Consider the following 22,167-nt stretch of genomic DNA (forward strand, 5'->3'; position numbering starts at 1 on the left):
TGTTATATATTAGATTACAAGATAAATAACTGTTATGCAACAGTAAATCACAGAAGGGTGCGATGACACATGATGACACGTCAAGAACAGATTGAACAATTACGTAGAGAATGGAAAGAAAATGAACGTTGGCAAGGAATTGAACGACCATATACACCGGAAGAGGTCGTCAAGTTACGCGGATCGGTTGTAGTAGAACAGACGCTGGCTCGACGTGGGTCAGAACGTCTATGGAATTCTCTTCACACAGAAGATTTTATTAATGCGCTGGGTGCACTCACTGGAAACCAAGCCGTTCAGCAAGTTAAAGCAGGGTTACAGGCGATCTACTTAAGTGGCTGGCAAGTGGCAGCAGACGCCAATCTTTCCGGGCAGATGTATCCGGATCAGAGCTTGTACCCGGCGAACTCGGTTCCAGCAGTGGTGAAGCGGATCAACCAAGCATTACAGCGCGCAGATCAAATTGATCACGCAGAAGGTCGCAACGATGGATTTGACTGGTTTGCACCGATCGTGGCAGACGCAGAAGCTGGATTCGGTGGACCATTGAACGTCTTTGAACTCATCAAAGGCATGATTGAAGCCGGAGCAGCAGGTATCCACTTAGAAGATCAACTTGCTTCTGAGAAGAAATGCGGACATTTAGGAGGAAAAGTTCTTCTTCCAACTCAAAACGCCATTCGCAATCTAGTTGCGGCTCGCCTCGCAGCAGATGTTCTCGACGTCCCGACATTAATCGTTGCTCGTACCGACGCCGACGCGGCAGATATGGTAACGAGTGATATCGATGAGCGCGACCATGCATTTATTACAGGAGAACGGACTCCGGAAGGATTCTTTAAAACAAATCCTGGCATCGAACAAGCGATTGCTCGCGGTCTAGCGTACGCACCGTATGCGGACCTTGTGTGGTGTGAGACATCCCATCCGAGCTTAGAAGAAGCGAAACAGTTTGCGGATGCGATCCATGCACAGTTCCCTGGCAAGATGCTTGCTTACAATTGTTCGCCTTCCTTCAACTGGGAGGCAAACCTCGATCAAGAGACGATTGCAAAATACCAAGTTGAGCTTGGCAAGATGGGGTACAAATTCCAGTTCGTCACACTGGCTGGCTTCCACAGCCTGAACCACGGCATGTTCGAACTTGCGCATGCTTATAAAACAGAAGGCATGGCTGCTTACTCGCGTTTGCAACAAGCCGAATTCGATTCCGAAGCTAAAGGCTACACGGCAACGAAGCACCAACGTGAAGTCGGCACAGGCTATTTTGACGACGTTTCTCAAATCGTCTCAGGTGGCATGTCATCAACGACAGCGATGAAGGGATCAACGGAAGTCGCGCAGTTCGCGTGATATCCGGGAAGGAGTGGAACAGATGACCCAATTGACAACGTCTATTGAAATCAAAGGACCGCAGGACGAGGCCACGAAACGCGTGCTGACTCCTGAAGCTCTGCAGTTCCTGGAAGGACTCCACCGGACATTCGATGCGCGTAGAAAAGAACTGCTTGAGGCACGAGAAGAGCGTCAACGTGAACTCGATGCAGGTGGCAAGCTCGACTTTCTAGAAGAAACGAAATCGATTCGGGAGGGCGACTGGACGGTCGCTGAGCTTCCGAAGGATTTGCAAGATCGTCGTGTGGAAATTACGGGACCTGTCGACCGGAAAATGGTCATCAATGCCTTGAATTCTGGTGCGAAGCTCTTTATGGCATGTTTCGAAGACGCGACGGCACCGACGTGGCATAACATGATCCACGGGCAGATCAATATGTACGACGCGATTCGCAAGTCCATTTCCTATACGCAGACGAATACAGGTAAGACGTATTCACTGAACGACGAGGTGGCGGTGCTGCAAATTCGCCCTCGCGGTTGGCATCTACTAGAGAAGCATGTAGAAGTCGACGGAGAACCTATAGCAGGCGGCTTGTTCGACTTCGGACTGTACTTTTTCCATAATGCCAAGGAGTTGTTATCCCGCAGGAGTGGCCCGTATTTCTACTTACCAAAACTTGAGCATTATTTAGAAGCGCGCCTATGGAATGATGTGTTCCGATATGCACAAGATACACTTGGCATTCCACAAGGGTCAATTCGAGCAACCGTTTTGATTGAAACCATTCCGGCCGCGTTCCAAATGGATGAGATTCTTTACGAACTGCGGGAGCACTCCGCGGGTCTCAACTGCGGTCGCTGGGATTATATTTTCAGTTACATCAAACGCCTGCGGAACCAAGAGGATGTCATTTTGCCGGACCGCAGCCAAGTGACGATGATCTCGCCTTTCATGCGAGCGTACACCTTACTGGCTATTCAGACCTGTCACAAGCGAAATGCACCGGCTATGGGAGGCATGGCAGCCCAAATTCCGATCAAAGGGGACGAAGAGGCAAATGCAGCAGCCTTTGACAAAGTTCGGGAAGACAAGCGCCGTGAAGTGACAGATGGACACGACGGCACTTGGGTCGCGCACCCTGCCCTTGTTACAGTGGCACTTGACGAGTTCAATGAGTATATGCCGGAAGCGAACCAGATCGGGCGAAAACGGGAAGATGTAAAGGTCACAGCGGATGACTTGTTGGAAGTACCAATAGGAACAATTACTGAAAATGGTTTACGTGTGAACTGTTCAGTAGGTGTTCAGTACATTGCCTCCTGGTTACGTGGAAACGGTGCAGCGCCAATCAATCATTTAATGGAAGATGCGGCGACTGCCGAAATATCTCGCACACAAGTGTGGCAATGGATTCGTCATCCGGAAGGAAAGCTTGAGGACGGGCACAAGATCACCGGTGAGTTCGTCAATCAAGTACTCGAGGAAGAATTGACGACATTAAAAGAGCAATTTGGTGAGCAGGTGTATACAGATGGCCGTTTTGAAGAGGCAGCTAGACTCTTTAGGCAATTAGTTTTAAACGATGAATTTATCGAGTTTTTAACACTACCTGGCTACGACCAGCTGGAGGAGGTGACTGACCATGAATCAACCAAATCGTGAAGCAAACCCAAAAGTATGTCGCGAGTGTGGCACCATCATTCGTGAGCAAGTCGAGTCTCAACTATTTGAATGTGAGCGCTGCCTAAACAAGCAGCCGGAATAACTTAAAGTGCCCTATCTGCAAGCAGGCAGATGGGGTTTTCTACGTTTAACGTCTAATCTTCATCTCTCACGTCCATACTACGCGTAAGAGGTGATTTTATGTGGACCGAGGACATTAACGCGCTTGAAATGATCCTGCGCACGATCGTAACATTTACCGTGCTGCTATTATTGACACGCTTTCTTGGAAAAGAGCAGCTGAGTCAACTTACAATGTTCAACTATATTACGGGAATTACTATCGGTTCCATTGCAGCCGATATAGCAGGGCAGGAAGAAACGCCATTTATTGACGGCATGATTTCATTGATTATGTGGACACTCCTGACGCTTCTCGTCAGCTGGATTTCATTAAAATCCATGCGTGCGAAAACGTTGATTGATGATGAGCCATCTGTGGTCATCCGGAAAGGAAAAATCCTGCAACGGGAACTTAAATCAAGTCGGCTACCGGTGGAAGATTTGAAGATGTTGCTTCGCTTACAAGGGATTTTCTCCATTACTGAAGTGGAGCATGCCATTTTAGAGACGAATGGGGAGCTGAGTGTCTATAAAAAAGCAGCCAATCAACCAGCAACAAAAAAAGATATGCAAGTATCCGCAAAGCCACCTCACTATATCCCGACACAAATCATAACCGATGGTGTCATTATCGAACGCAACTTGAAAGAACTGGGGCTCACAAGTGAATGGTTGCAAACCGAACTAAAGAAAGCCGGCTACCGCGACGCTTCCCAAATTTTTTACGCCGAACTACAGGAAAACGGAAAATTATATATTGATAGTGGAAATGACGACTGATCTCTTCGCACTGTGCGAAGGGATTTTTTCGTTCTTAAGAATTTCTTCAGAAATCCCCCCCTTACTTGTTAAGAATTGGAGGGTACAATAGAAACAGATGGAAGGAGGCGGTCGAAGATGACAACACTCACAGTACTCGTCACAGATGATGACCAAGAAATTCGAGATGGTATTGAGATCTATTTAAAAAATGAAGGGTACCGGGTGCTGAAGGCCGCTAACGGAATTGAAGCACTTGCTCTTTTAGGGAAAGAAGAAATTCATTTAATCATTATGGATATCATGATGCCACAAATGGACGGCATCCAAGCAACCTTTAAAGCACGCGAAACGAAAAATATTCCTATCATCATGCTTTCCGCAAAATCCGAAGACACCGATAAAATTCACGGACTCTCCGTGGGAGCAGATGATTATGTAACAAAGCCGTTTCATCCGATGGAACTCGTAGCTCGTGTGAAATCCCAATTACGTCGGTACACCAAACTCGGCACATACGAAGGCATACAATCGGTTCTTGAAAAAGATGGTTTAGTGTTGAACCAAGAATCGAAAGAAGTGACACTTGACGGAGAACCGTTAAAACTCACACCTACCGAATTTAAAATTACAGAACTGTTCATGCGCAACCAAGGGCGTGTGTTCTCTATTCCGGAGATTTATGAACGTGTGTGGCAAGAGCCTGCCTACAATGCCGAAAATATTGTCGCCGTGCACATCCGGAAGATTCGAGAAAAGATGGAAGCAGACCCGAAAAATCCGCGGTACATAAAGGTGGTGTGGGGCGTTGGCTACAAAATGGACAAGTAAATGGGAAGCGACGGTCTCTGTCATTGTCATGGTAATCGGCATTGCGACGATTGGTTACTGCACCTATTGCTTTACACAAGCGGTAGAAACATCGGAATGGCTCGCGCAGTTCAAGCGCTTTGTCGATAGAGGAGGATTAGGATGAACACGAATAAACAATGGGGAAAGTGGATTATACTCGGTGTGTTGACGCTTCTTATATTACTTACCATACATGCATGGGCAGGCTTCTCGAGAGAACTGATCGGTCAAGAATTTAGAGAAACGGACCAATTTGATCATACGGTCTATTATGAAATCATTGAAGCCCTTCCATCCATGCTAGTTGAACCGATAACAAAAGAAGAATTGATGGAAGGATACCAAGTCACAGAAAGCCAGATTGAAGAGTATCGTCATCGATATGGTGATTTACAATCACAACTGGATTCGATTCGTAGCAAATACCAACCAGTTGCAGGGGAAGAGTTGAGTGAAGAACTACAAGCAGAGCGTGACCGGAAGCTCGCTGACATACGTCGCAACTTTGAAGATGATGAATATGTCGAAGAAAAGCTCCGAACAGAATGGGAGAGAAAAGTAGATAGCTACATTGTCAATCTACAGCGGAATCAGAATCGCTTTAGTGTACAATATCCGGGAATCGGATACTCTCTTACCAATAGTGCGACCGGAGAGACCTTCGATAAAAACGAAGGGGCATCAAACACATACGCAGTCACCTATGGCGAAGATGGTCGTTGGTTACAAGCTACTCGTCTAGATGAATACAATGACTTAAACTATGAGATCGCAGACCAAGTAGGTTCGTTCAATGTCAGTTACAGTGGTACTGTCTATATCCCCAACTCGTATATCGGTCCTGCAATTCACGAATACAAAACGCGTCAGTTGGTTTTCTGGATCATCACCGTAGTTGGAATCGCAGCAGCTGTTTTAGGATTCTTCCTATGGAGACGTTGGAAAACCGCATTATTAGAGAGTGACTTATTCGTGCCGATCAACAGACAGGCACACGAAATCCGGCTGGTCGTTGCGGGAGCTTTGCTATTCGTCTCATATTTCTTAACATCCGAAATTGCCCGCGGCATTTTCTATTACTATGGGTTTGATGACTTTACCTTCTTTTCAGCCATTCTGACGATTGGTTTGCTAACAGCGTTTCTTCTCTATTTAGTGAGTATCGTAACTACGATTCATACGTATTCATACAAAACATCTCTTCTGAAAAGAGGTCTAGAAGGGTTGAGAGGTTTATTTCTAAACCGTAGTCTAGCATGGCAAGCTATCATTATACTTGTCATCGTCTTCTTCTGGGGATTCGGAACGTTGTTAACGGGAATGCTCGGGGGACTGATTCTCGTTTGGATTCCATGTACATTGTTCATCGGAATTCCAGCCCTTTACTTCCTATTTAGTCGTATTGCGTACTTGAACCGAACGATGGCACGTACCTCGCTACTGACAGAGGGTGTGACAAGTGAACCATTCGAAATTCGTGGTCGTTCTCGTTTAGCGGATCACGCAAAAGAACTGAACGTCATTCGAGATCAGCTCGTGATGTCCCAATCTTCACAAGTGAAAAGCGAACGTCTGAAATCCGAACTGATCACCAATGTCAGTCACGATTTACGCACGCCGCTCACGTCCATCATTACGTACACGGACCTATTGAAAAATCCAGATTTGACGGAAGAGCAACGTGCGCAGTACGTCGATGTGTTAGAGCGCAAGTCCGCTCGCTTGAAAACATTGATTGAAGACTTGTTTGATGTATCCAAGATGGCATCTGGCAACATCGAGCTTCAAAAAGCTAAAGTAGATATTGCTTCCTTACTTCAACAAGCTATTGCCGAACAACAAGAAGCTCTTGAAAAACAAAACTTAGATGTTCGTGTCGCCATTGGGTCTCAACCGATTCACGCGCTCGTGGACGGACAAAAGATTTGGCGGGTCATGGACAATTTGCTCATCAATATCAGTAAGTACGCGATGCCAGGAACACGCGTCTATGTATCCCTTCAAGATGCGGGGACCGAGGCTGTATTGACCTTTAAAAATGTCTCACAGTATGAATTAGGAGACGACACAGCAGAACTCACAGAACGTTTCAAACGTGGCGATCAGTCACGTCACACGGACGGTTCCGGACTTGGTCTAGCCATTGCCCAGTCCATTGTAGGACTTCACGGAGGTCAGTTTGACGTCAGTTTAGATGGTGACTTGTTCAAAGTCACACTACGATTACCGAAAGGAGCGCTTTAAATGAAGCGACTCGGACTGCTTATCATGACGTTGTTACTTGCGGGATGCACCCCATGGATTGAGCAAGAGAAAGAAGTGCCGCCGAGTTTGTTTGACTACGAAGGATCCTATGTAGGCTCTCCAATGTCGACGAAAAACATTCTGGCGTTGCTTCCGGATTACGGGCTGAAGTGGAAAAACATGCGGCTCGAGACCGATAAAGAACCGTACGGGATCCACCTCTATTACGAGAAAGCGGAACCAGCCATAGCAAGAGAAGCAGCGCGCACGTACAGTCTGTATCTTTTAAGACTCATTACCAATGCGGACATTGTAACGCTCCACTCGGACACCACTCAGTACCGCTACACACGGGAACAGTGGGAGAACTGGTTAGGACTTCCGCTGGAGAAGTATACTACTGAAGAACAGCTCGAACAAGCTATGCAAATGAAGCTAGAAGAAGATCCAGACAGAGAAGGTCTCGCAGAATCCTCGTAATGTGGTACGATGGGAGAAAAGGAGGCGGTTCGGATGAAGAAAGAATTACATGAACTGACACGTCTACCAGCAGATACGCGGTATGAGGTATTTTTAGACATCGTGGCAAATACGAAACAAGTATGGGGTCTGTTTCAAGAGGGCTGGGCGACAGCGGAAGATGCAAAAGGCGCACAACGCATCTTCTTCTGGCCAACAGAAGAATTTGCTAAGCATCAAGCATCGAAAGAATGGCCTGGATTCACACCTAAATCAATTGCGTTAGATGAATTTGTTGAGACATGGCTTCCGGGGCTAGAAAAAGATGAAATTCAAATCTCCGTGTTTTCGACGGCCAAGGACGAAATTTTAGTTGAGGCAGAGACGCTCCTTGAAGACTTAGAAGATCTAGAAGGCGAGGCGTAGCCGATGCTAGGTGATAACGAAGCCCTCCACGCCTTTTTTCTTGCGCTACCTGGAACGACGCATGACTATAAAGAAGAATGGTCTGCTGATCGCTATATGATCGGGGATAAGATGTATGCGATGCTCGGTGGCGATAAAGAAGGCAAAGCCATACTTACTGTGAAAGCAGAACCCTCTTACACGGAAGAGCTTCGCCAGGAGTATGATGCCATTGTTCCAGGGTACTATATGAACAAGACGCACTGGAACTCGATTTACCGCGACGCGGACTTGCCGGACGAGTTGATTTCTAAACTCATTCGACATTCGTATGAACAAGTTTTAGAAAAGTTACCTAAACGCGTGCAGCGCGACATTTTAGGCGACTACTAATGTACATCCTCTTTCTCTTTCTGAGAAAGGGGATTATTTATATGCATAAATTGTTGCATTTGCAACAAAAAGAGTTTAAAGTAAAATCACAGACGAACGAATTAGAGGTGAGCAAGTGACAGAGATTTTAAGAGAAATCGGTATGATTGCACGGGCACTCGATTCCATCAGCAATATCGAATTTAAAGAATTCGATTTGGCAAAAGGACATTACTTATACTTGGTGCGAATCTGTGAGCAACCTGGCATCATTCAAGAAAAAGTAGCAGAACAAATCAAAGTGGATCGAACGACTGCGGCGAGAGCCATTCAAAAGTTGGAACAAAACGGCCTGATTGAAAAACGATTGGAAAAGGACAATCGAAAAAATAAGTATCTGTACCCGACTTCAAAAGGTTTGGAAATATATCCGCACATTCTCAAAGAGCATACGTATTCTGAAGACGTTGCATTGACAGGGCTGAATGTAAAAGAAGCGACTCTATTAGAGGAACTATTAATTAGAGTACGAAAAAACATTGAAAAAGACTGGGAAGCAGTAAAAAAAGGACAGAAAAGAATTTATTGAGAAGGATGGATACAAGATGACATTCACAATCCGGAAATGCACCGTAGAAGATAGCAAATTGATTCAACAACTGGGTCGCCAAACCTATTTCGAAACGTTCGAAGCATACAATACGGAAGCAAATATGAGGGACTATCTTGATGCTGCGTTTGCAGAGGGGAAGATTCAGTCGGAACTTGAACATCCCCAGTCGGAATTTTATGTGGCTGAAAGTGAAGGTGTACCTGCGGCCTATCTGAAAATCAATCAGTATGATGCACAGACCGAACCGATGGAAGATACAGACCTTGAAATCGAACGCATCTATGTATTGCAAGCCTTTCAAAAACACGGGTTAGGGAAACAACTCTATTTAAAAGCACTGGAAAGAGCGGAAGTTCATGAGAAGGGACGCATCTGGCTAGGTGTTTGGGAAAACAACCACAACGCACTCGCATTCTATCAGAAGATGGGATTTAAAAGAATTGGGCAGCATTCTTTCTTTATGGGAGACGACGAGCAAATTGATTATATAATGGTGAAAACGCTGAAAGTGGAGGTGCTCTGATGTATATCCCTAAACGATTTAACGTAGAGGACACACAAGAAATTTGGTCGTTCTTGAAAACGCATAGCTTTGCGACATTAGTGATAACGAAAGATGGCCGTCCTGTCGCGACTCACATTCCGGTTATTGTTAGAAAACAGGGAGAGAATTTATCGGTTAGTGGCCATATTGCTTATGGAAACCCACAGTGGCGAAGCTGGGAGGAGACGGAAGAAGCTCTTGTCATCTTCCAAGGACCGCATGCCTATATTTCTTCTTCTTGGTACGAAGAGGAACAAGTGCCAACGTGGAACTATCAAGCCGTGCATGTGTACGGGGCGATTCGCCAACTGTCGGAAGCCGAGTTACGTGAGGATTTAAAACAGTTGATGTCTACATATGAACAACACAGAAAGCATCCGGTGTTATGGGAGACAGTGACCCCAGCACTTCTCGAGCGTGAAATCAAAGGCATCGTGGGCTTTGTTATAGAAGCCACTGAAGTGCAGGCTGCTTACAAGATGAGCCAGAACCGAAAAGAGCATGACTATGCGAATATTATTGAGCAGTTGAAGAAAGAACCGGATGCAGGAGCCGAGCAAGTGGCTCAAGAGATGAAGCGGTTACGAAAATAAGGTTCCATAAAACGAGTAGGGGCATAAACCTCCTTCTAAACTCGCAATGAAACCTCGAATCCATTAACGGACTCGGGGTTTTCTCACGTCACGCCCTCACACGAAATTGAAACGCATAAAATGTCACACCGTTAATGTCACCTTCGTACGTAGCTTTTACAACATAGACGTATAGCCCTTCTTCTGCAGGCGCTTGTATGGGGATCTCCCAATTTTCCGTATCTTTGATTTCTTCACCAAGAGGTAGGAAAGCATCGTCTTTGTACGAATACATTTGCATAGATGTAGGGAATGGTAAAGGAGAGTTGATGCCGTTAGACGAGTGCATGTTATAGAAAAAACGCTCAGAAGGTTTGACAGAGGCATTTCTAACACCGAAAATAGCAAGAAATTCCTTAGGGTCTTGATTCAATTCTTGTGGACATTCCCCAGAACCTTCGCTCCAACAGTACTTCACAATGGGCGAAAGAATAGTTGTGTTCACTGATTGTAGATGCAGTTCGCGAGGTTTTGCATTCGATACATACAGCGGGCGTGTATTTTCTGAGGATTCCCGAGTTTCCTCTGTTTCTTCAGGTTCATCGACTTCATTCGTCACTTGTGAACTAATGGGTTCATAAGGCTCCAGTTCAAAATCCACAGGTTGGCACCCTGCTAACAGTATGAATAGCACCAGCACAGCAATCCCTTTTCTATACATGGTTCCTCCCCCTTTTGCTCAGTATAACAAAGGTACTTTTTCGTGGAAATAAGAACCTTATAAAACGGAATTTGTAAAATTATATCGGGTGGAATGTATAAGCCTCTGAATACCAAGTAAAGCCAACAGCCAAAAAAACCCTGAATCCACTAAAGGATTCGGGGTCATATACGTAATCAAGCTTAAAAATCAATTTCGTCTGGATCTGGACCAAGTCGTACATCTGTTGCAATGGCATCGATAGAAGCCATATCGTCAGAAGATAGCTCAAAGTCGAATACGTCTAAGTTTTCTTGGATGCGAGCAGGTGTCACCGATTTTGGTAAAGCGATGTGACCATGTTGCAAGTGCCAACGAAGAACCACTTGGGAAGCAGCTTTTCCATGTTTCTCAGCAAGCTCTTCAAACAGTGGGAACTCTAAAAACTTTCCTTGCATCAATGGGCTCCATGCTTCTACATGAATGCCTTCTTGTTGAAGTGACGTCACAAAATCACGTTGTGGGTTTTGTGGGTGCAACTCAATCTGGTTGACCATTGGTTTCATTAGACCCGCTTCTGTTAACTCATCTAAATGGTGTTGTTTATAGTTCGATACACCGATGGCTTTGATTTTACCTTCTTCATACAACTCAACAAGAGCTGTCCATGCCTCTACACTGCCATCTACTGGCCAGTGTAATAAGCAAAGGTCCATATAGTCGGTCTGAAGACGCTCTAAAGACTCCGCGAATGCTTCTTTCGTCCGGCGTGCACGAATATCGTCGTTCCAAATTTTACTCGTTAAGAAGATGTCTTCACGGGCAATGCCAGAAGCAGCGATTCCCTTTGCAACGCCTTCTTCATTTTTATACACAGCGGCTGTATCAATATGGCGGTAACCCGCGCGCAGGGCTGCCTCTACAGCTCCTGGTGCCTCCGTATCGTTATCGACACGCCAGACGCCAAAGCCGATCTGTGGAATCTTCGTTCCATTGTGTAGCGTAACAAAATCCATGAAAATCTCTCCTTTCGATTCGGCTTTCATTTTACCACTTATATTTCGCTAGGCAAACTATTAGAGTGTCAAATCTCGACGCTTAAAGGAGAACAAAGAAAGCAAGACGGTCCAGCGCACTCCTTCGTTCATCTAGCAAATATACCTGAATTTTTATTGAACTTTTTTGAAAGGTGGTGGAGCTCGATCATGGGAATCATTCCTGTTTTAGAATCTCTCTACTCTAGTAGTTCTCTACAAACGAAAAAAATCATCTAGATAGCTCTAGAGGAAGTTTAAAATTGACTGCGTTTAAATCGGCGATATTTCTTCTTGATGGTCGAGCCAAGCGTTGTAAGGATGAGTAGGAAAGACAAACCAATGCCTGTTAGGGCAATAATTAGCGCTACCCATTCGAAAAAGGAGTATCCAGGGGCTTTCCCCCAATCCGTGAACCCTTTCCAGTCTTCAATCACGAGGTTCATACCGTAGATGCCCGATATCACTGTAAACGTCGTTAACATGAAGAGTAAGTAGTTTTGTTGCTTATCCGCTTTGTTTTCTTGCGTACGATACAACTCCTGAAGCGTATCGCGGACTTCTTGAAAGGTATCATCCAGGTGAAAGATATCGACGAAGGTTTTGGCATTTTCTTTTCCAGTTGTCCGAACAGCCACTTCTCCAAAATAATAACGCGCTGAAAATTTGGAAATCATTTCAATCAGTTCCTCGACATAGGCCTCGTCTTTTTTCCAGCTCACATTACTATGTTCAAATGATAGACGCAATAGCATGATGCGGTAAAAATAGTGAAGCAATAGATTGTAATAGTGTGTGCTCATGAATTGTCTTAGTTCTTCTTGCATATCCTCTGGGCTACACACTGTTACCGTAGAATGCGTGTATTCCGAAGTGACCGTATACGTGTAAGGAGCCGCCCGGTCATTAACATGACGCTTCAAGAACCGGTCGACATAGTCTGGCGACGTACTGGAGATGAACGGTTCTCCTTTTAAATTGATTCCATCCAATTGACCTAAACGATAGATTTGATCATTTGTCAGCTCTTGTCCAGGAGACGCAAACAAAAATGCAGATGAATACATTCGTTCGTCTTCAAAATAAGGCAGCGTTCCGAAATACCCTGGGAGTCGGTGCTCACGTAAAATAAAAGGTTGCAAGCATGGAATCATATGCTCGAAGAGGTACTCATTGGTGGAATTGAATGTACGGTCTACTGTACGAATGATGGCACCTTTTTCTTCTTCTAACTTCGCTTCAACCACCCGGAAATGATGAATGAAGTTCAGTATATGATGCAGTTTCGTAGATGTGTCTACTTCTAAACGAATGGTAAGAATCCCTATTCCAAAGGGGCATAAGGTAATATCTAAACTATGTAGGTGAAAAGGAGTAGTGGTTCCATCGACTAAAAGTTCACCATGCTCTTCGAAGGGGCGGGAGAACCGACTAAACACATTGTTATGCGGCTCGGTTGGGAACAGTTTATCTTCAATAAACGGAAAAAAGAATTGTTCAAGTTCAGCGTGGTGCACTTTAATTTCCTGTCCATAAAAAGCATCTTCCATTTCCGTTTTGTCTAAACAGAAAAAGGTATAGCCTTCTCGTTTCAATTCGTCCACAAGGTTCTGCCGGTTCTTTTCATGAAACGCAAAAGGGAAAAGGAAGTTGACATACCCACGATCGACATCAAGAGATGTTAATTCCATTGGCTTCATAGACAGTCACTCCTTTCATTCTATCCTCACTGTTCCACTCTTCTACACTCCGTAAACGTTAGCTGCGTGAAATGAGGTGATGTTCATAGGCATAAATAACAGCTTGTGTCCGGTCATGGACATCCAGCTTGGAAAGAATATTACTGACATGCGTTTTCGCCGTCTTGAGTGTGATGAACGCGTGATCTGCAATTTCTTGATTGCTTAAGCCTTTTGCCATGAGGAGCAGAATCTCCATCTCTCTTTCTGTTAACGTATCGTGCAGGGTCTGCTGCGGAGAACGCATGCGTGCCATCATCTTCGTAGTTACTTCCGGTTCTAGAACAGCTTGTCCACTATACGTTTTACGAATGGCTTCAGCGATATGAGACGCTTTTGATGTCTTGAGCAAATAACTCACGGCTCCAGCTTCAAGGGCTGCGTACACTTTATCATCATCGATGAAACTTGTGACCATCATGATACGTGCATCCGGCCACTGACGGACAATATCTGCTGTCGCTTCCGCTCCCGTTTTAATCGGCATGACCATATCCATCAAGATTACATCCGGTTTATGGGCGAGAGCTAGTTGAACGGCTTCTTCTCCGTTCGAGGCTTCCGCAATAACTTCCATATCGGGTTGTGCTTGCAAATAGGCAGCTACCCCAATACGGACCATTTCATGGTCATCGGCAAGTAAAACGCGTATCATATTTCTTCCTCCTGACGTTTCGGAACTTGGACTTCAACAAATGTCCCTTGGTATGGGACGGATACGACTTTTGCAATCGCTCCCATTTCAACAGCTCGTTCATAGACATTGCCTAGGCCATAGGCACCGGGCTTCAGTTGTGTGGAATCAAATCCCACGCCATTGTCTTGCACCCGGAAAATGACGAGTTGAGGTTGATCCATTAAGCGTACTTCCATCTCGGTTGCCTGCGCATGGCGCAGGGTGTTGGAGAGGGTTTCTTGAGCAATGCGGAAGAGGTGGTCTTCCGAGGCTTTTGACAGGTGTACTGGGTCGAGATGCCACTTCAGTTGCAGCTGTACTTTTTGTTGCAGTTCGTGAAGCAGTTCATCGAGACCTTCTGCAAGAGTTCGGTCATGTAAGCCAGCTGGTCGTAAATGTAGGAGGAGTGCCCGCATCTCGAGCTGTGCCTGGTGAATCGCGCGTTCCAGTTGTTCCATGCTGCGGGAGGTCGTCCCTTGTTGCGCCTCGATTTCCATCATGCTGGATGCAAGCATCGATGCTCCAAAAAGCTGTTGGGATACAGAGTCGTGCAGTTCTCGTGCCAGACGCTGACGTTCCTCGACCACACGTTCTTGAATGAGTTTTGCTTGCGATTCGGCTTTCTCATCAGAAATACGGGTCAATGTTTTACGCTGCGTGTCTAGTAATTGTGATGTCCGTTGAAAGGCGATAGTAAGCTGCTTAGGAAATTGAGTTTTTAATGGAGCCGGTAGTCCATCTCCTTCATATAAAGCTGTGAGTCCGGACTGGACAGAGCGTTCTAAACCACGAATGGATAGTCTGGCTGTGAGATACGAAAGAAAGGTGACAAGGAAGATAGTAAAACTTAGCCAAAATCCGAGTGGCAAGTCGGCAAACGTCACGTCAAAAAGAGGAGACCAGGTGTCAAATCTTGGCCATCCCCATAATACGTAAAATAAACTAAAGAGCAAGCCGTGCCACAAAACTGTAAAGCTTATGAAGAGAAGCGTGAATTGTTTCATTTACGAAGCACCTCCACATCTCCAATCCAGCTGGAAAGGCTGATGATCAGTTCGGGAGTATCCTGGTCTGTTCCTGGCTGGTCAGCGAGTTGATAGGTCTGATTCCATAATCGAACAGGCGGAGCATCAAAAAAGCAAGCTTCTCCTACAAATGTGGAGTAATGAATGCGTACATTCACACCGTAAGGAACCAGAATGACGGTCTTGCCTAGTACTTTACGTATAGAAATAAACGATGTGCCTTTTGGGAGAATCGTATTGGTGAGGTCCAATCCGTACTCTCCGAAAATTGAATGGACATGCACATCTTGCCAAGCATAAGGTTCCGTTGGTGTTGATTGGGAAGAAAACATTCGCTGCTGGATAATGCGTGAACCATTTGAACTCTCTGGAAACTGAATTCGATCCCATGTCGGGAGAGGTTCTTGTTTCCATAATTTATACACAATATATAACACAATGCCAAAGAGCAACAGACGGATGGTCAGCATAGAGAAGACGGAAATAAAGAGGAGAATAAGGCCGATCCAGAAGAGGATGCGGTTATTGCGGCGCATGCCAAAATAGAGAAGGGCGATGCCGGCAAGGACGATAACGATCGAAGCGTTCTCAAATAGCAACGTTTCTACAAATAGGAGCCCTAGAAAAGCGATTAAAATCAGTGCGTAGCGATTGGTCTGGTTGTTTGTGGACATGTGATTTCCCCCTATCGTTGGAAAAAACAGAGGGAAGGCCCTCTGTCTCTTATTCTACACGTGATTCAGGTTTTGTCTCTTCCTTTTTTGACAGTTGCTCAAGTCGTTCTTCTAATGAAGTAGCTAGATCTTCTGAGACGTCCTGTGTCACGCTTGGTTGGTCAAAGTAGCGTTCCATTTCTTCATGGGAAGCGAGTGGGCGAGCATGCAATGACTCATCGATGACTTGATCCATATCACGGTGTGCTTTAACAACATTTTCTTTGCTCATCAATTGAAGCTGACGTACTTTCATATCTTTCACTTTATGCTTCATCTCTTCATGTTTGCGTTCGAGAACAATTAATTCTTCCGCCGCACGTTGAATGCTGGCATCTACTACATGCAGACGATTTTCATACGTATCGATTTCCATCTTGGCATAATCGATTAAATCCTGTTCATTAGTAAGGAGTGCCAGTTCAAATTGTTCTTTTCGCTTCACAAGCATCTTCTGCGCTTCTTGGTGTTCTTTTTCAAGCTTTGCTTTTAGTTCAGCTTGACGGTCTACCCAGCGTTTGGTGTGCTCGGTGCGTTGTTCGGCTTCGCGGATATACTGATTCAATGCTTTGATGGGATGTGATTCCGTCCGATTAGATGATGACGCTTGTGTAGATGGGCGGTTGAATAGTTGACGCACATCGTGTTCGAATGTTTCGGCTAGTCGTTGAAATACGTTTGTCATGAGTGGTTCCTCCTTAGTTTTTGTTCAGTGTGTTCCATTCGCGTTCGAAGTTTTCGAATGGATCGTTTGATGGTGATTTAAGTGTGACTGGTTCGTTGTTCCATTTGCGAATCGCGTACCAGATCAATGCGATGGCCGCGAGTCCGATAAATGCAGGAATGTTGGAGATGGCTGTCAGTAACCCGATGATTCCAACGGTTGCCCAAAAGACTTTACCAAACGTCTTAGTGCTTTGAAGGAAGTAGTGAAGTCCTCCGATAACCAGTAATGCGGAAAAGGCAAGCCCTAGAATCGACCCTAGGTTAGCAAGAACGACGCTGGCGCCGGTAATGCCGAGTAAAACGTACAGAAATTTTTTCATCATGTTTCCCTCCTTGTTTGTATACTTTGAGTATAGAGAGGTTTTTGTTTTCGCCACACGGGCGGAAAGCCGATTTTCAAATCGGTCTTAAGATGTAGAGGTAATACATCTTGCCTTCTGCTATACTATTTCCTGGAACCTTTATATATAAGAAACGTTTCAGATAAAGTGAATTCGGGAAAGTATTCGAATGGCGAATTTAAAAAGTAAGGGCGGCTACCTATGGAGCAATGGATTACCGACTGGCTCAGCGACTTTGGTTACTGGGGCGTTTTTTTATTAATTATGATTGAGAATGTGTTCCCTCCGATTCCTTCCGAGATTATTTTGACGCTGGGTGGTTTTATGACGACGACCACGTCGATGACGATTGTGGGAGTAATCACGGTAGCAACACTTGGTTCTGTCGCAGGGGCAGTGATTTTATACTTCATCGGTCTGCAATTAGATGTGGAACGCTTGGAGAAAATCGTAGAGAAGCATGGTCGTTGGTTACGTGTGACGAAACAGGACATTCGTCGCGCAGATGCGTGGTTTGACCGCATTGGCCCGTGGGCAGTGTTTTTTGGCAGACTGGTGCCTCTGGTACGAAGTCTTATTTCGATTCCCGCAGGGATGTCGAATATGCGATTTAGCCTGTTTTTATTACTGACGACACTTGGTACGGTCATCTGGAATACGATTCTGGTTTCCGCTGGAGCAGCTCTCGGTGAAAATTGGCATAGTCTTGTTGGCTATTTTGATATCTATTCCAATATTATTTATGTGCTGATTGTAGTAGTAGCTGTTGGATGGTTCATCTGGTTTACTAATAAGAAAAAGAAACAGAAACGGGTATAAGGAGAACATATGGAAATTATAGAATTATTAAAAGCACTGTTACTTGGATTTGTGGAAGGGATGACGGAGTTTGCGCCTGTCTCCTCTACAGGACACATGATCATTGTGGATGACTTATGGCTTCAAACGAAAGACTTTTTAGGCCAGGGGTCGGCGAATACATTTAAAGTAGTCATTCAACTGGGCTCGATTCTAGCCGTCGTCTTCATTTTCTGGAAGCGCCTGTTAAGTCTTGTAGGCCTTCATAAGATGGAAGGTACAGCACCTGGACGTCGGTTTAATCTAGCACACGTGTTTATCGGGATTTTACCAGCAGGAGTATTGGGGCTGTTGTTTGAAGATGTAATTGATACGTATCTCTTCACGATTGAATGGGTCATCGTCAGTTTGTTCGTCGGTGCCATCTTCATGATCATCGCGGATAAATTTGGACCGAAAAAACCAAGCGTCACTACGTTGGATGAGATGACGTACGGAAAAGCGCTCAAAGTCGGATTGATTCAGTGTCTTTCTTTATGGCCAGGATTTTCACGCTCCGGTGCTACGATTTCTGGGGGTGTTCTCCTCGGTCTTGACCATAAGACTGCGGCAGACTTTACATTCATCATGGCTGTGCCGATCATGTTCGGTGCCAGTGCTGTGTCATTGATTTCCAACATGGAAGAAATCAATATGAGCCATTTAGGTTTCTACGTCGTCGGATTTGTCAGTGCTTTTGTCTTCGCATTGATTTCGATCAAGTTCTTCTTGAAGCTGATTGCGCGCATAAAGCTGACGCCGTTCGCGATTTACCGTATGGTGCTTGCAGCTGTGCTGGCGTTTATTGTGTTTCTATAAAATCTCGTTCGCCCGCTCCTTTTACAGGGAGCGGGTTTTACTATCAAGATGGAAGAGGGAAGACACATGTCTGTAGTTATCGTATCATTACGCATTCTAGTTCTTATCGTATCGATTTTTATCGTTTGGGGAAATATACGAGTCTATAAAATTTTTGAAAAAGAAGTGCTTACAGAAAAAGAATACAACGGCGTACGGAAGTTACTAAAGGTTTTAATAGTAGCCCTCTGGGTGAATTTAGTAGTAGGCGTCTTCTTGATTTTCATCACTTAGAATCGTTTGGATGACAGTGAGTAGAGAGCAAACGCCGGTGAACAGGAGCTAGTTCCATAATTTTTAACTGGTTATCTGCTAGAACGGTTCTCAATCTTTCTACTTCGTTCCAAGCTAGAGTGTATTGACTTTTTGATATCACACCTGTTGTAAAGGCCTCTTCTAACTCGTCTTCATCTTGTAAGAGAATCTCTCCAGAAGGGAAGACAATTAGGTCGAGGTATAAGTCTTCCCACCATGGACCGTTCTCATCTACGCCGTTTTGGAGGCAAATATCGATATAGGTTTGAATCACATCGTGGTTTTCATTGAACATTGTTGTTACGGCATGGTGACCATCCGCCGGGAAGTGCTGCAACCAAGAGTACCCGTTGTCCACAATCCGGAGGATTTGATTCGGATACGGAATATCTAAAGGATGGATCACTTCCTGCATTTCAATAAGACATACGTGCCCCTTAAAATCCATTGTCTCCATGTTCTGCTCTATATAATTTCTTTTCTTAATTCGTTTCCAGTCCGCACGGTTCCCATATCTTCGAACAACCATTTCCATCCTTCCTCTCGCATTCGTTTCTCTAATGAGTATATCAATCTGAAGATGCACACGGAGAATTTAGTTTCCCATAATCGCTTAGTGGCACAATAACTTACCCGTGAAGTCACACAACCCAAAATCTTTCTAGCTACCTAATCCCTTGCTAGCAAGAACTTCCCCACTCACGCCCTCCATCGTCAAAAGTCAATACTTCCTTTCTCACACGATCTATGGTTTAATAAATTCAAGTACACAACATTTAGTGATTTAGCGAGTTACAGGTACCATATCTATGGTTTAATAGGGAATCCAGTGAAAAGCTGGAGCTGTCCCCGCAACTGTAAGTGCGGACGACTGCCGACAACAAGCCACTGCGTGAGAACGTGGGAAGGCCCGGCAGAAGGAAGATGCACAAGCCAGTAGACCTGCCTGTTCTCGCACGAGCTTCACCTTCTTCGGGGATTGAGAAGGGAACGCGAGAGGGCCCTTGGGTCATACGCGTTTTTTCGTCGTTTCAAGCGGCGGTTTCCCTGAAGAGGGGGAGCCGTCGCTTTTTTGTGTCTCAAAAGGAGGAATCTTGATGGCGACTCACACACTCTTCCGCAGTGAAGAACGATTACACACACAGTTTACACCTGAACAATTAGACGATTTCTGGCGATTGTCGAAGCGATGGAAAGCTCGTCACCCACAAGGCGCGGAGGACGCCTGGCAACACGCAATGATTTTAGAGGCCTTGAGTCTACTCGATGAAGCGAATCCGCATTACACGTTTGTAGCAGCTGCCCTCTATGAGGATCAGTTGTATCAGCAAATAGCTAAACAACGTGGCGTTCCGGTGGAAAGCGTCCATGACGTGTTCGGAAGAGAAGCCAACAAGCTCGCTGCAAAAGGTCTATATCAACCAGATGTGGTGTCGAGCTACAGTCAACAAGAGCTCACCGAAATGAGCGGGTGGCTTGACCGTTCACGGAACCAACTATTCACATACATTGGATTAAAGACATTAGTGGACCGCTACGTGACACGTGATTTTAACCGCGACATCGTGGAACTTCCGCAAGAACGATGGTTGATGATTGCCATGACGCTACACCGACAGGAGAAAGACAATCGCCTTCACAAGGTAAAAGAAGCCTACTGGGCACTCAGTAACCTTTACATGACGGTGGCCACACCAACACTTGCGAACGCTGGAAAACCGAACGGGCAACTCTCTAGTTGTTTTATCGATACGGTAGATGATAGCTTGCAAGGCATCTATGACAGCAACACCGATGTAGCGACACTCTCTAAATACGGTGGAGGTATAGGTGTATACATGGGAAAGGTCCGAAGTCGTGGGTCGAGTATTCGTGGATTTAAAAATGCGTCAAGTGGGGTCGTCCCGTGGATCAAACAACTGAACAACACAGCCGTCAGCGTGGACCAACTCGGACAACGTCAAGGAGCTATCGCCGTTTATCTCGATGCGTGGCATAAAGACATCTTAGCTTTCCTCGACTTGCGTTTGAACAATGGAGACGAGCGACTTCGTGCGCACGATATCTTCACGGGTATTTGCCTTCCGGATCTGTTCATGGAAAAAGTAGAAGCCAGAGAAGATTGGTATCTCTTTGATCCACACGAAGTTCGCACCGTGATGGGGTTCTCCCTAGAAGATAGCTATGATGAGCAAGTAGGGAAAGGGACCTTCCGTGACCGCTACCAGGCGTGTGTCGAACACCCGACGCTTTCTCGCGAGGTCATTCCGGCGATTGAAATCATGAAACGTGTGATGAAGAGTCAATTGGAGACAGGGGTTCCGTTTCATTTCTACCGAGACGAAGTGAACCGTCAAAATCCTAATGCGCATGCGGGAATGATTTACTCCAGCAATCTATGCACGGAAATCATGCAGAATATGTCCGCTACGACGTTTGAATCTACACAGATAGAAGACGATGTCATTATCACCAAGCGCCGTCCGGGAGATTTTGTTGTCTGCAATCTATCTTCCATTCATCTAGCGAGGGCCGTTGCAGATGATGTTCTCGAGCGATTGGTTCCAATCCAAGTCCGTATGCTCGATAACGTGATCGAACTCAATGACCTGCCGATTCCACAAGCGAAACGGACGAATTTCCGTTACCGTGGCATTGGACTTGGCACGTTCGGTTGGCACCACTTGTTGGCGAAGAAAGGTATTCGCTGGGAATCGAAAGAGGCCGTTCAGTTGGCGGACACGCTTTATGAGCAAATTGCATTCCTGACGATTCAGGCTTCTGCTGAGTTAGCTAGTGAACGTGGGAGCTACCCTCTTTTTGAAGGGTCTGACTGGCAGAGTGGAACGTATTTTGAGAAGCGTGGGTATATGGATGAACGCTGGCAGAAGCTACAGAAGCAAGTTGCAGAGACTGGCATTCGCAATGGATACTTGATGGCCGTCGCGCCGAATTCATCGACAGCGATTATTGCGGGTACGACAGCAAGCATCGATCCCATCTTCCAAAAACGCTATTCCGAAGAGAAGAAGGATTACAAGATTCCTGTCACGGCACCGGAATTGAATGAAGAGACGACATGGTACTACAAGTCGGCTTACTACATTGATCAACACTGGACCATCGAACAGAATGCGGCTCGTCAAAAACACATCGACCAGAGTATATCTCTAAACTTTTATGTGCAGAACACCATTCAAGCGAAAGAGCTTCTTGCGCTTCATATAGACGCATGGAAAAACAAAATGAAATCAACCTACTATGTCCGGTCGACATCGATTGAACTGATCGACTGCGATTCGTGTTCAAGTTAAGGAGG

26 protein-coding genes and 1 riboswitch are annotated in these 22,167 nt (G+C 45.4%); of the genes, 17 read left to right on the forward strand and 9 right to left on the reverse strand.

The window, feature by feature from the left end:
* Positions 1-69 precede the first annotated feature (69 nt).
* From aceA to ACFO0S_RS01640, 13 genes are all read left to right on the forward strand, one after another.
* Complete coding sequence (aceA, locus tag ACFO0S_RS01580) at positions 70-1,353, forward strand: isocitrate lyase (protein WP_378139468.1); 1,284 nt, start codon at positions 70-72, stop codon at positions 1,351-1,353.
* Positions 1,354-1,375: 22 nt separating this feature from the next.
* The gene (gene aceB, locus ACFO0S_RS01585) at positions 1,376-3,001 is read left to right on the forward strand and encodes a malate synthase A (protein WP_378139470.1); all 1,626 of its coding nucleotides are present in this window, start codon (positions 1,376-1,378) and stop codon (positions 2,999-3,001) included.
* Positions 2,982-3,104 carry a protein YhfH gene (yhfH, locus tag ACFO0S_RS01590; RefSeq protein ID WP_378139472.1) on the forward strand — a complete coding sequence of 41 codons (123 nt, stop codon included), beginning with the start codon at positions 2,982-2,984 and terminating at the stop codon, positions 3,102-3,104. Before aceB ends, yhfH begins: the two co-directional genes overlap by 20 nt.
* A gap of 98 nt (positions 3,105-3,202) precedes the next feature.
* A complete protein-coding gene (locus ACFO0S_RS01595; RefSeq protein WP_378139474.1) occupies positions 3,203-3,904 on the forward strand; it encodes a YetF domain-containing protein in 702 nt (233 codons plus the stop codon).
* 117 nt (positions 3,905-4,021) lie between these two features.
* Positions 4,022-4,714, forward strand: coding sequence for a response regulator transcription factor (locus ACFO0S_RS01600; RefSeq protein ID WP_378139476.1), 693 nt, complete (start codon positions 4,022-4,024; stop codon positions 4,712-4,714).
* A complete protein-coding gene (locus ACFO0S_RS01605) occupies positions 4,692-4,859 on the forward strand; it encodes a hypothetical protein (RefSeq protein WP_378139478.1) in 168 nt (55 codons plus the stop codon). Before ACFO0S_RS01600 ends, ACFO0S_RS01605 begins: the two co-directional genes overlap by 23 nt.
* Positions 4,856-6,979: a histidine kinase dimerization/phospho-acceptor domain-containing protein gene (locus ACFO0S_RS01610; protein ID WP_378139480.1), complete on the forward strand. Its 2,124-nt coding sequence runs from the start codon at positions 4,856-4,858 to the stop codon at positions 6,977-6,979. Before ACFO0S_RS01605 ends, ACFO0S_RS01610 begins: the two co-directional genes overlap by 4 nt.
* Positions 6,980-7,459, forward strand: a complete 480-nt coding sequence (locus ACFO0S_RS01615; protein WP_378139482.1) for a DUF4825 domain-containing protein — start codon at positions 6,980-6,982, stop codon at positions 7,457-7,459.
* 33 nt (positions 7,460-7,492) lie between these two features.
* Positions 7,493-7,864, forward strand: a complete 372-nt coding sequence (locus tag ACFO0S_RS01620) for a DUF2750 domain-containing protein (RefSeq protein WP_378139484.1) — start codon at positions 7,493-7,495, stop codon at positions 7,862-7,864.
* Between the two features lie 3 nt (positions 7,865-7,867).
* On the forward strand, positions 7,868-8,236 hold the full coding sequence (locus tag ACFO0S_RS01625) for an MmcQ/YjbR family DNA-binding protein (protein WP_378139486.1): 369 nt from the start codon (positions 7,868-7,870) through the stop codon (positions 8,234-8,236).
* 115 nt (positions 8,237-8,351) lie between these two features.
* Positions 8,352-8,804, forward strand: coding sequence for a MarR family winged helix-turn-helix transcriptional regulator (locus ACFO0S_RS01630; RefSeq protein ID WP_378139488.1), 453 nt, complete (start codon positions 8,352-8,354; stop codon positions 8,802-8,804).
* Between the two features lie 16 nt (positions 8,805-8,820).
* Positions 8,821-9,351, forward strand: a complete 531-nt coding sequence (locus ACFO0S_RS01635) for a GNAT family N-acetyltransferase (RefSeq protein ID WP_378139490.1) — start codon at positions 8,821-8,823, stop codon at positions 9,349-9,351.
* Positions 9,351-9,965 (forward strand): FMN-binding negative transcriptional regulator, encoded by a 615-nt coding sequence (locus ACFO0S_RS01640; RefSeq protein ID WP_378139492.1) that lies wholly within the window; start codon positions 9,351-9,353, stop codon positions 9,963-9,965. The genes ACFO0S_RS01635 and ACFO0S_RS01640 overlap by 1 nt, the downstream gene beginning before the upstream one ends.
* An 88-nt stretch (positions 9,966-10,053) precedes the next feature.
* On the opposite strand, the gene ACFO0S_RS01645 is transcribed toward ACFO0S_RS01640, so the two are convergent.
* The 8 genes from ACFO0S_RS01645 to ACFO0S_RS01680 form a co-directional block, all read right to left on the reverse strand.
* Complete coding sequence (locus ACFO0S_RS01645; protein ID WP_378139494.1) at positions 10,054-10,665, reverse strand: hypothetical protein; 612 nt, start codon at positions 10,663-10,665, stop codon at positions 10,054-10,056.
* Positions 10,666-10,847: 182 nt separating this feature from the next.
* Entirely contained in the window at positions 10,848-11,660 is an 813-nt protein-coding gene (locus ACFO0S_RS01650) for an aldo/keto reductase (protein ID WP_378139496.1), read from the reverse strand.
* A gap of 275 nt (positions 11,661-11,935) precedes the next feature.
* A complete protein-coding gene (locus ACFO0S_RS01655; RefSeq protein ID WP_378139498.1) occupies positions 11,936-13,378 on the reverse strand; it encodes a magnesium transporter CorA family protein in 1,443 nt (480 codons plus the stop codon).
* Positions 13,379-13,436: 58 nt separating this feature from the next.
* Positions 13,437-14,072 (reverse strand): response regulator, encoded by a 636-nt coding sequence (locus ACFO0S_RS01660; RefSeq protein WP_378139500.1) that lies wholly within the window; start codon positions 14,070-14,072, stop codon positions 13,437-13,439.
* The gene (locus ACFO0S_RS01665) at positions 14,069-15,097 is read right to left on the reverse strand and encodes a sensor histidine kinase (protein ID WP_378139502.1); all 1,029 of its coding nucleotides are present in this window, start codon (positions 15,095-15,097) and stop codon (positions 14,069-14,071) included. Before ACFO0S_RS01665 ends, ACFO0S_RS01660 begins: the two co-directional genes overlap by 4 nt.
* Positions 15,094-15,792: a cell wall-active antibiotics response protein LiaF gene (liaF, locus tag ACFO0S_RS01670; RefSeq protein ID WP_378139504.1), complete on the reverse strand. Its 699-nt coding sequence runs from the start codon at positions 15,790-15,792 to the stop codon at positions 15,094-15,096. Before liaF ends, ACFO0S_RS01665 begins: the two co-directional genes overlap by 4 nt.
* 49 nt (positions 15,793-15,841) lie before the next feature.
* Positions 15,842-16,516 carry a PspA/IM30 family protein gene (locus tag ACFO0S_RS01675; RefSeq protein WP_378139506.1) on the reverse strand — a complete coding sequence of 225 codons (675 nt, stop codon included), beginning with the start codon at positions 16,514-16,516 and terminating at the stop codon, positions 15,842-15,844.
* 13 nt (positions 16,517-16,529) lie between these two features.
* Positions 16,530-16,880 carry a lmo0954 family membrane protein gene (locus ACFO0S_RS01680; RefSeq protein WP_378139508.1) on the reverse strand — a complete coding sequence of 117 codons (351 nt, stop codon included), beginning with the start codon at positions 16,878-16,880 and terminating at the stop codon, positions 16,530-16,532.
* 219 nt (positions 16,881-17,099) lie between these two features.
* Between ACFO0S_RS01680 and ACFO0S_RS01685 the strand changes: the two genes are divergently transcribed.
* The 3 genes from ACFO0S_RS01685 to ACFO0S_RS01695 all read left to right on the forward strand — a co-directional run bounded on the left by ACFO0S_RS01685 (position 17,100) and on the right by ACFO0S_RS01695 (position 18,827).
* Positions 17,100-17,717 carry a DedA family protein gene (locus ACFO0S_RS01685; RefSeq protein WP_378139510.1) on the forward strand — a complete coding sequence of 206 codons (618 nt, stop codon included), beginning with the start codon at positions 17,100-17,102 and terminating at the stop codon, positions 17,715-17,717.
* Positions 17,718-17,726: 9 nt separating this feature from the next.
* The gene (locus ACFO0S_RS01690; protein ID WP_378139512.1) at positions 17,727-18,554 is read left to right on the forward strand and encodes an undecaprenyl-diphosphate phosphatase; all 828 of its coding nucleotides are present in this window, start codon (positions 17,727-17,729) and stop codon (positions 18,552-18,554) included.
* Positions 18,555-18,620: 66 nt separating this feature from the next.
* A complete protein-coding gene (locus ACFO0S_RS01695) occupies positions 18,621-18,827 on the forward strand; it encodes a hypothetical protein (RefSeq protein WP_378139514.1) in 207 nt (68 codons plus the stop codon).
* Here ACFO0S_RS01695 and ACFO0S_RS01700 read toward each other — a convergent pair.
* The gene (locus tag ACFO0S_RS01700; RefSeq protein ID WP_378139516.1) at positions 18,820-19,377 is read right to left on the reverse strand and encodes a ribonuclease FAU-1 family protein; all 558 of its coding nucleotides are present in this window, start codon (positions 19,375-19,377) and stop codon (positions 18,820-18,822) included. The genes ACFO0S_RS01695 and ACFO0S_RS01700 overlap by 8 nt on opposite strands.
* Positions 19,378-19,627: 250 nt before the next feature.
* Positions 19,628-19,811, forward strand: a riboswitch (cobalamin riboswitch).
* Between the two features lie 134 nt (positions 19,812-19,945).
* On the opposite strand from ACFO0S_RS01700, the gene ACFO0S_RS01705 reads away from it, so the two are divergent.
* Positions 19,946-22,162 carry a ribonucleoside-diphosphate reductase subunit alpha gene (locus ACFO0S_RS01705; protein WP_378139518.1) on the forward strand — a complete coding sequence of 739 codons (2,217 nt, stop codon included), beginning with the start codon at positions 19,946-19,948 and terminating at the stop codon, positions 22,160-22,162.
* Positions 22,163-22,167: the final 5 nt, after the last annotated feature.

This window comes from Chryseomicrobium palamuruense (genome assembly GCF_042649045.1).
Taxonomy (GTDB): domain Bacteria; phylum Bacillota; class Bacilli; order Bacillales_A; family Planococcaceae; genus Chryseomicrobium; species Chryseomicrobium palamuruense.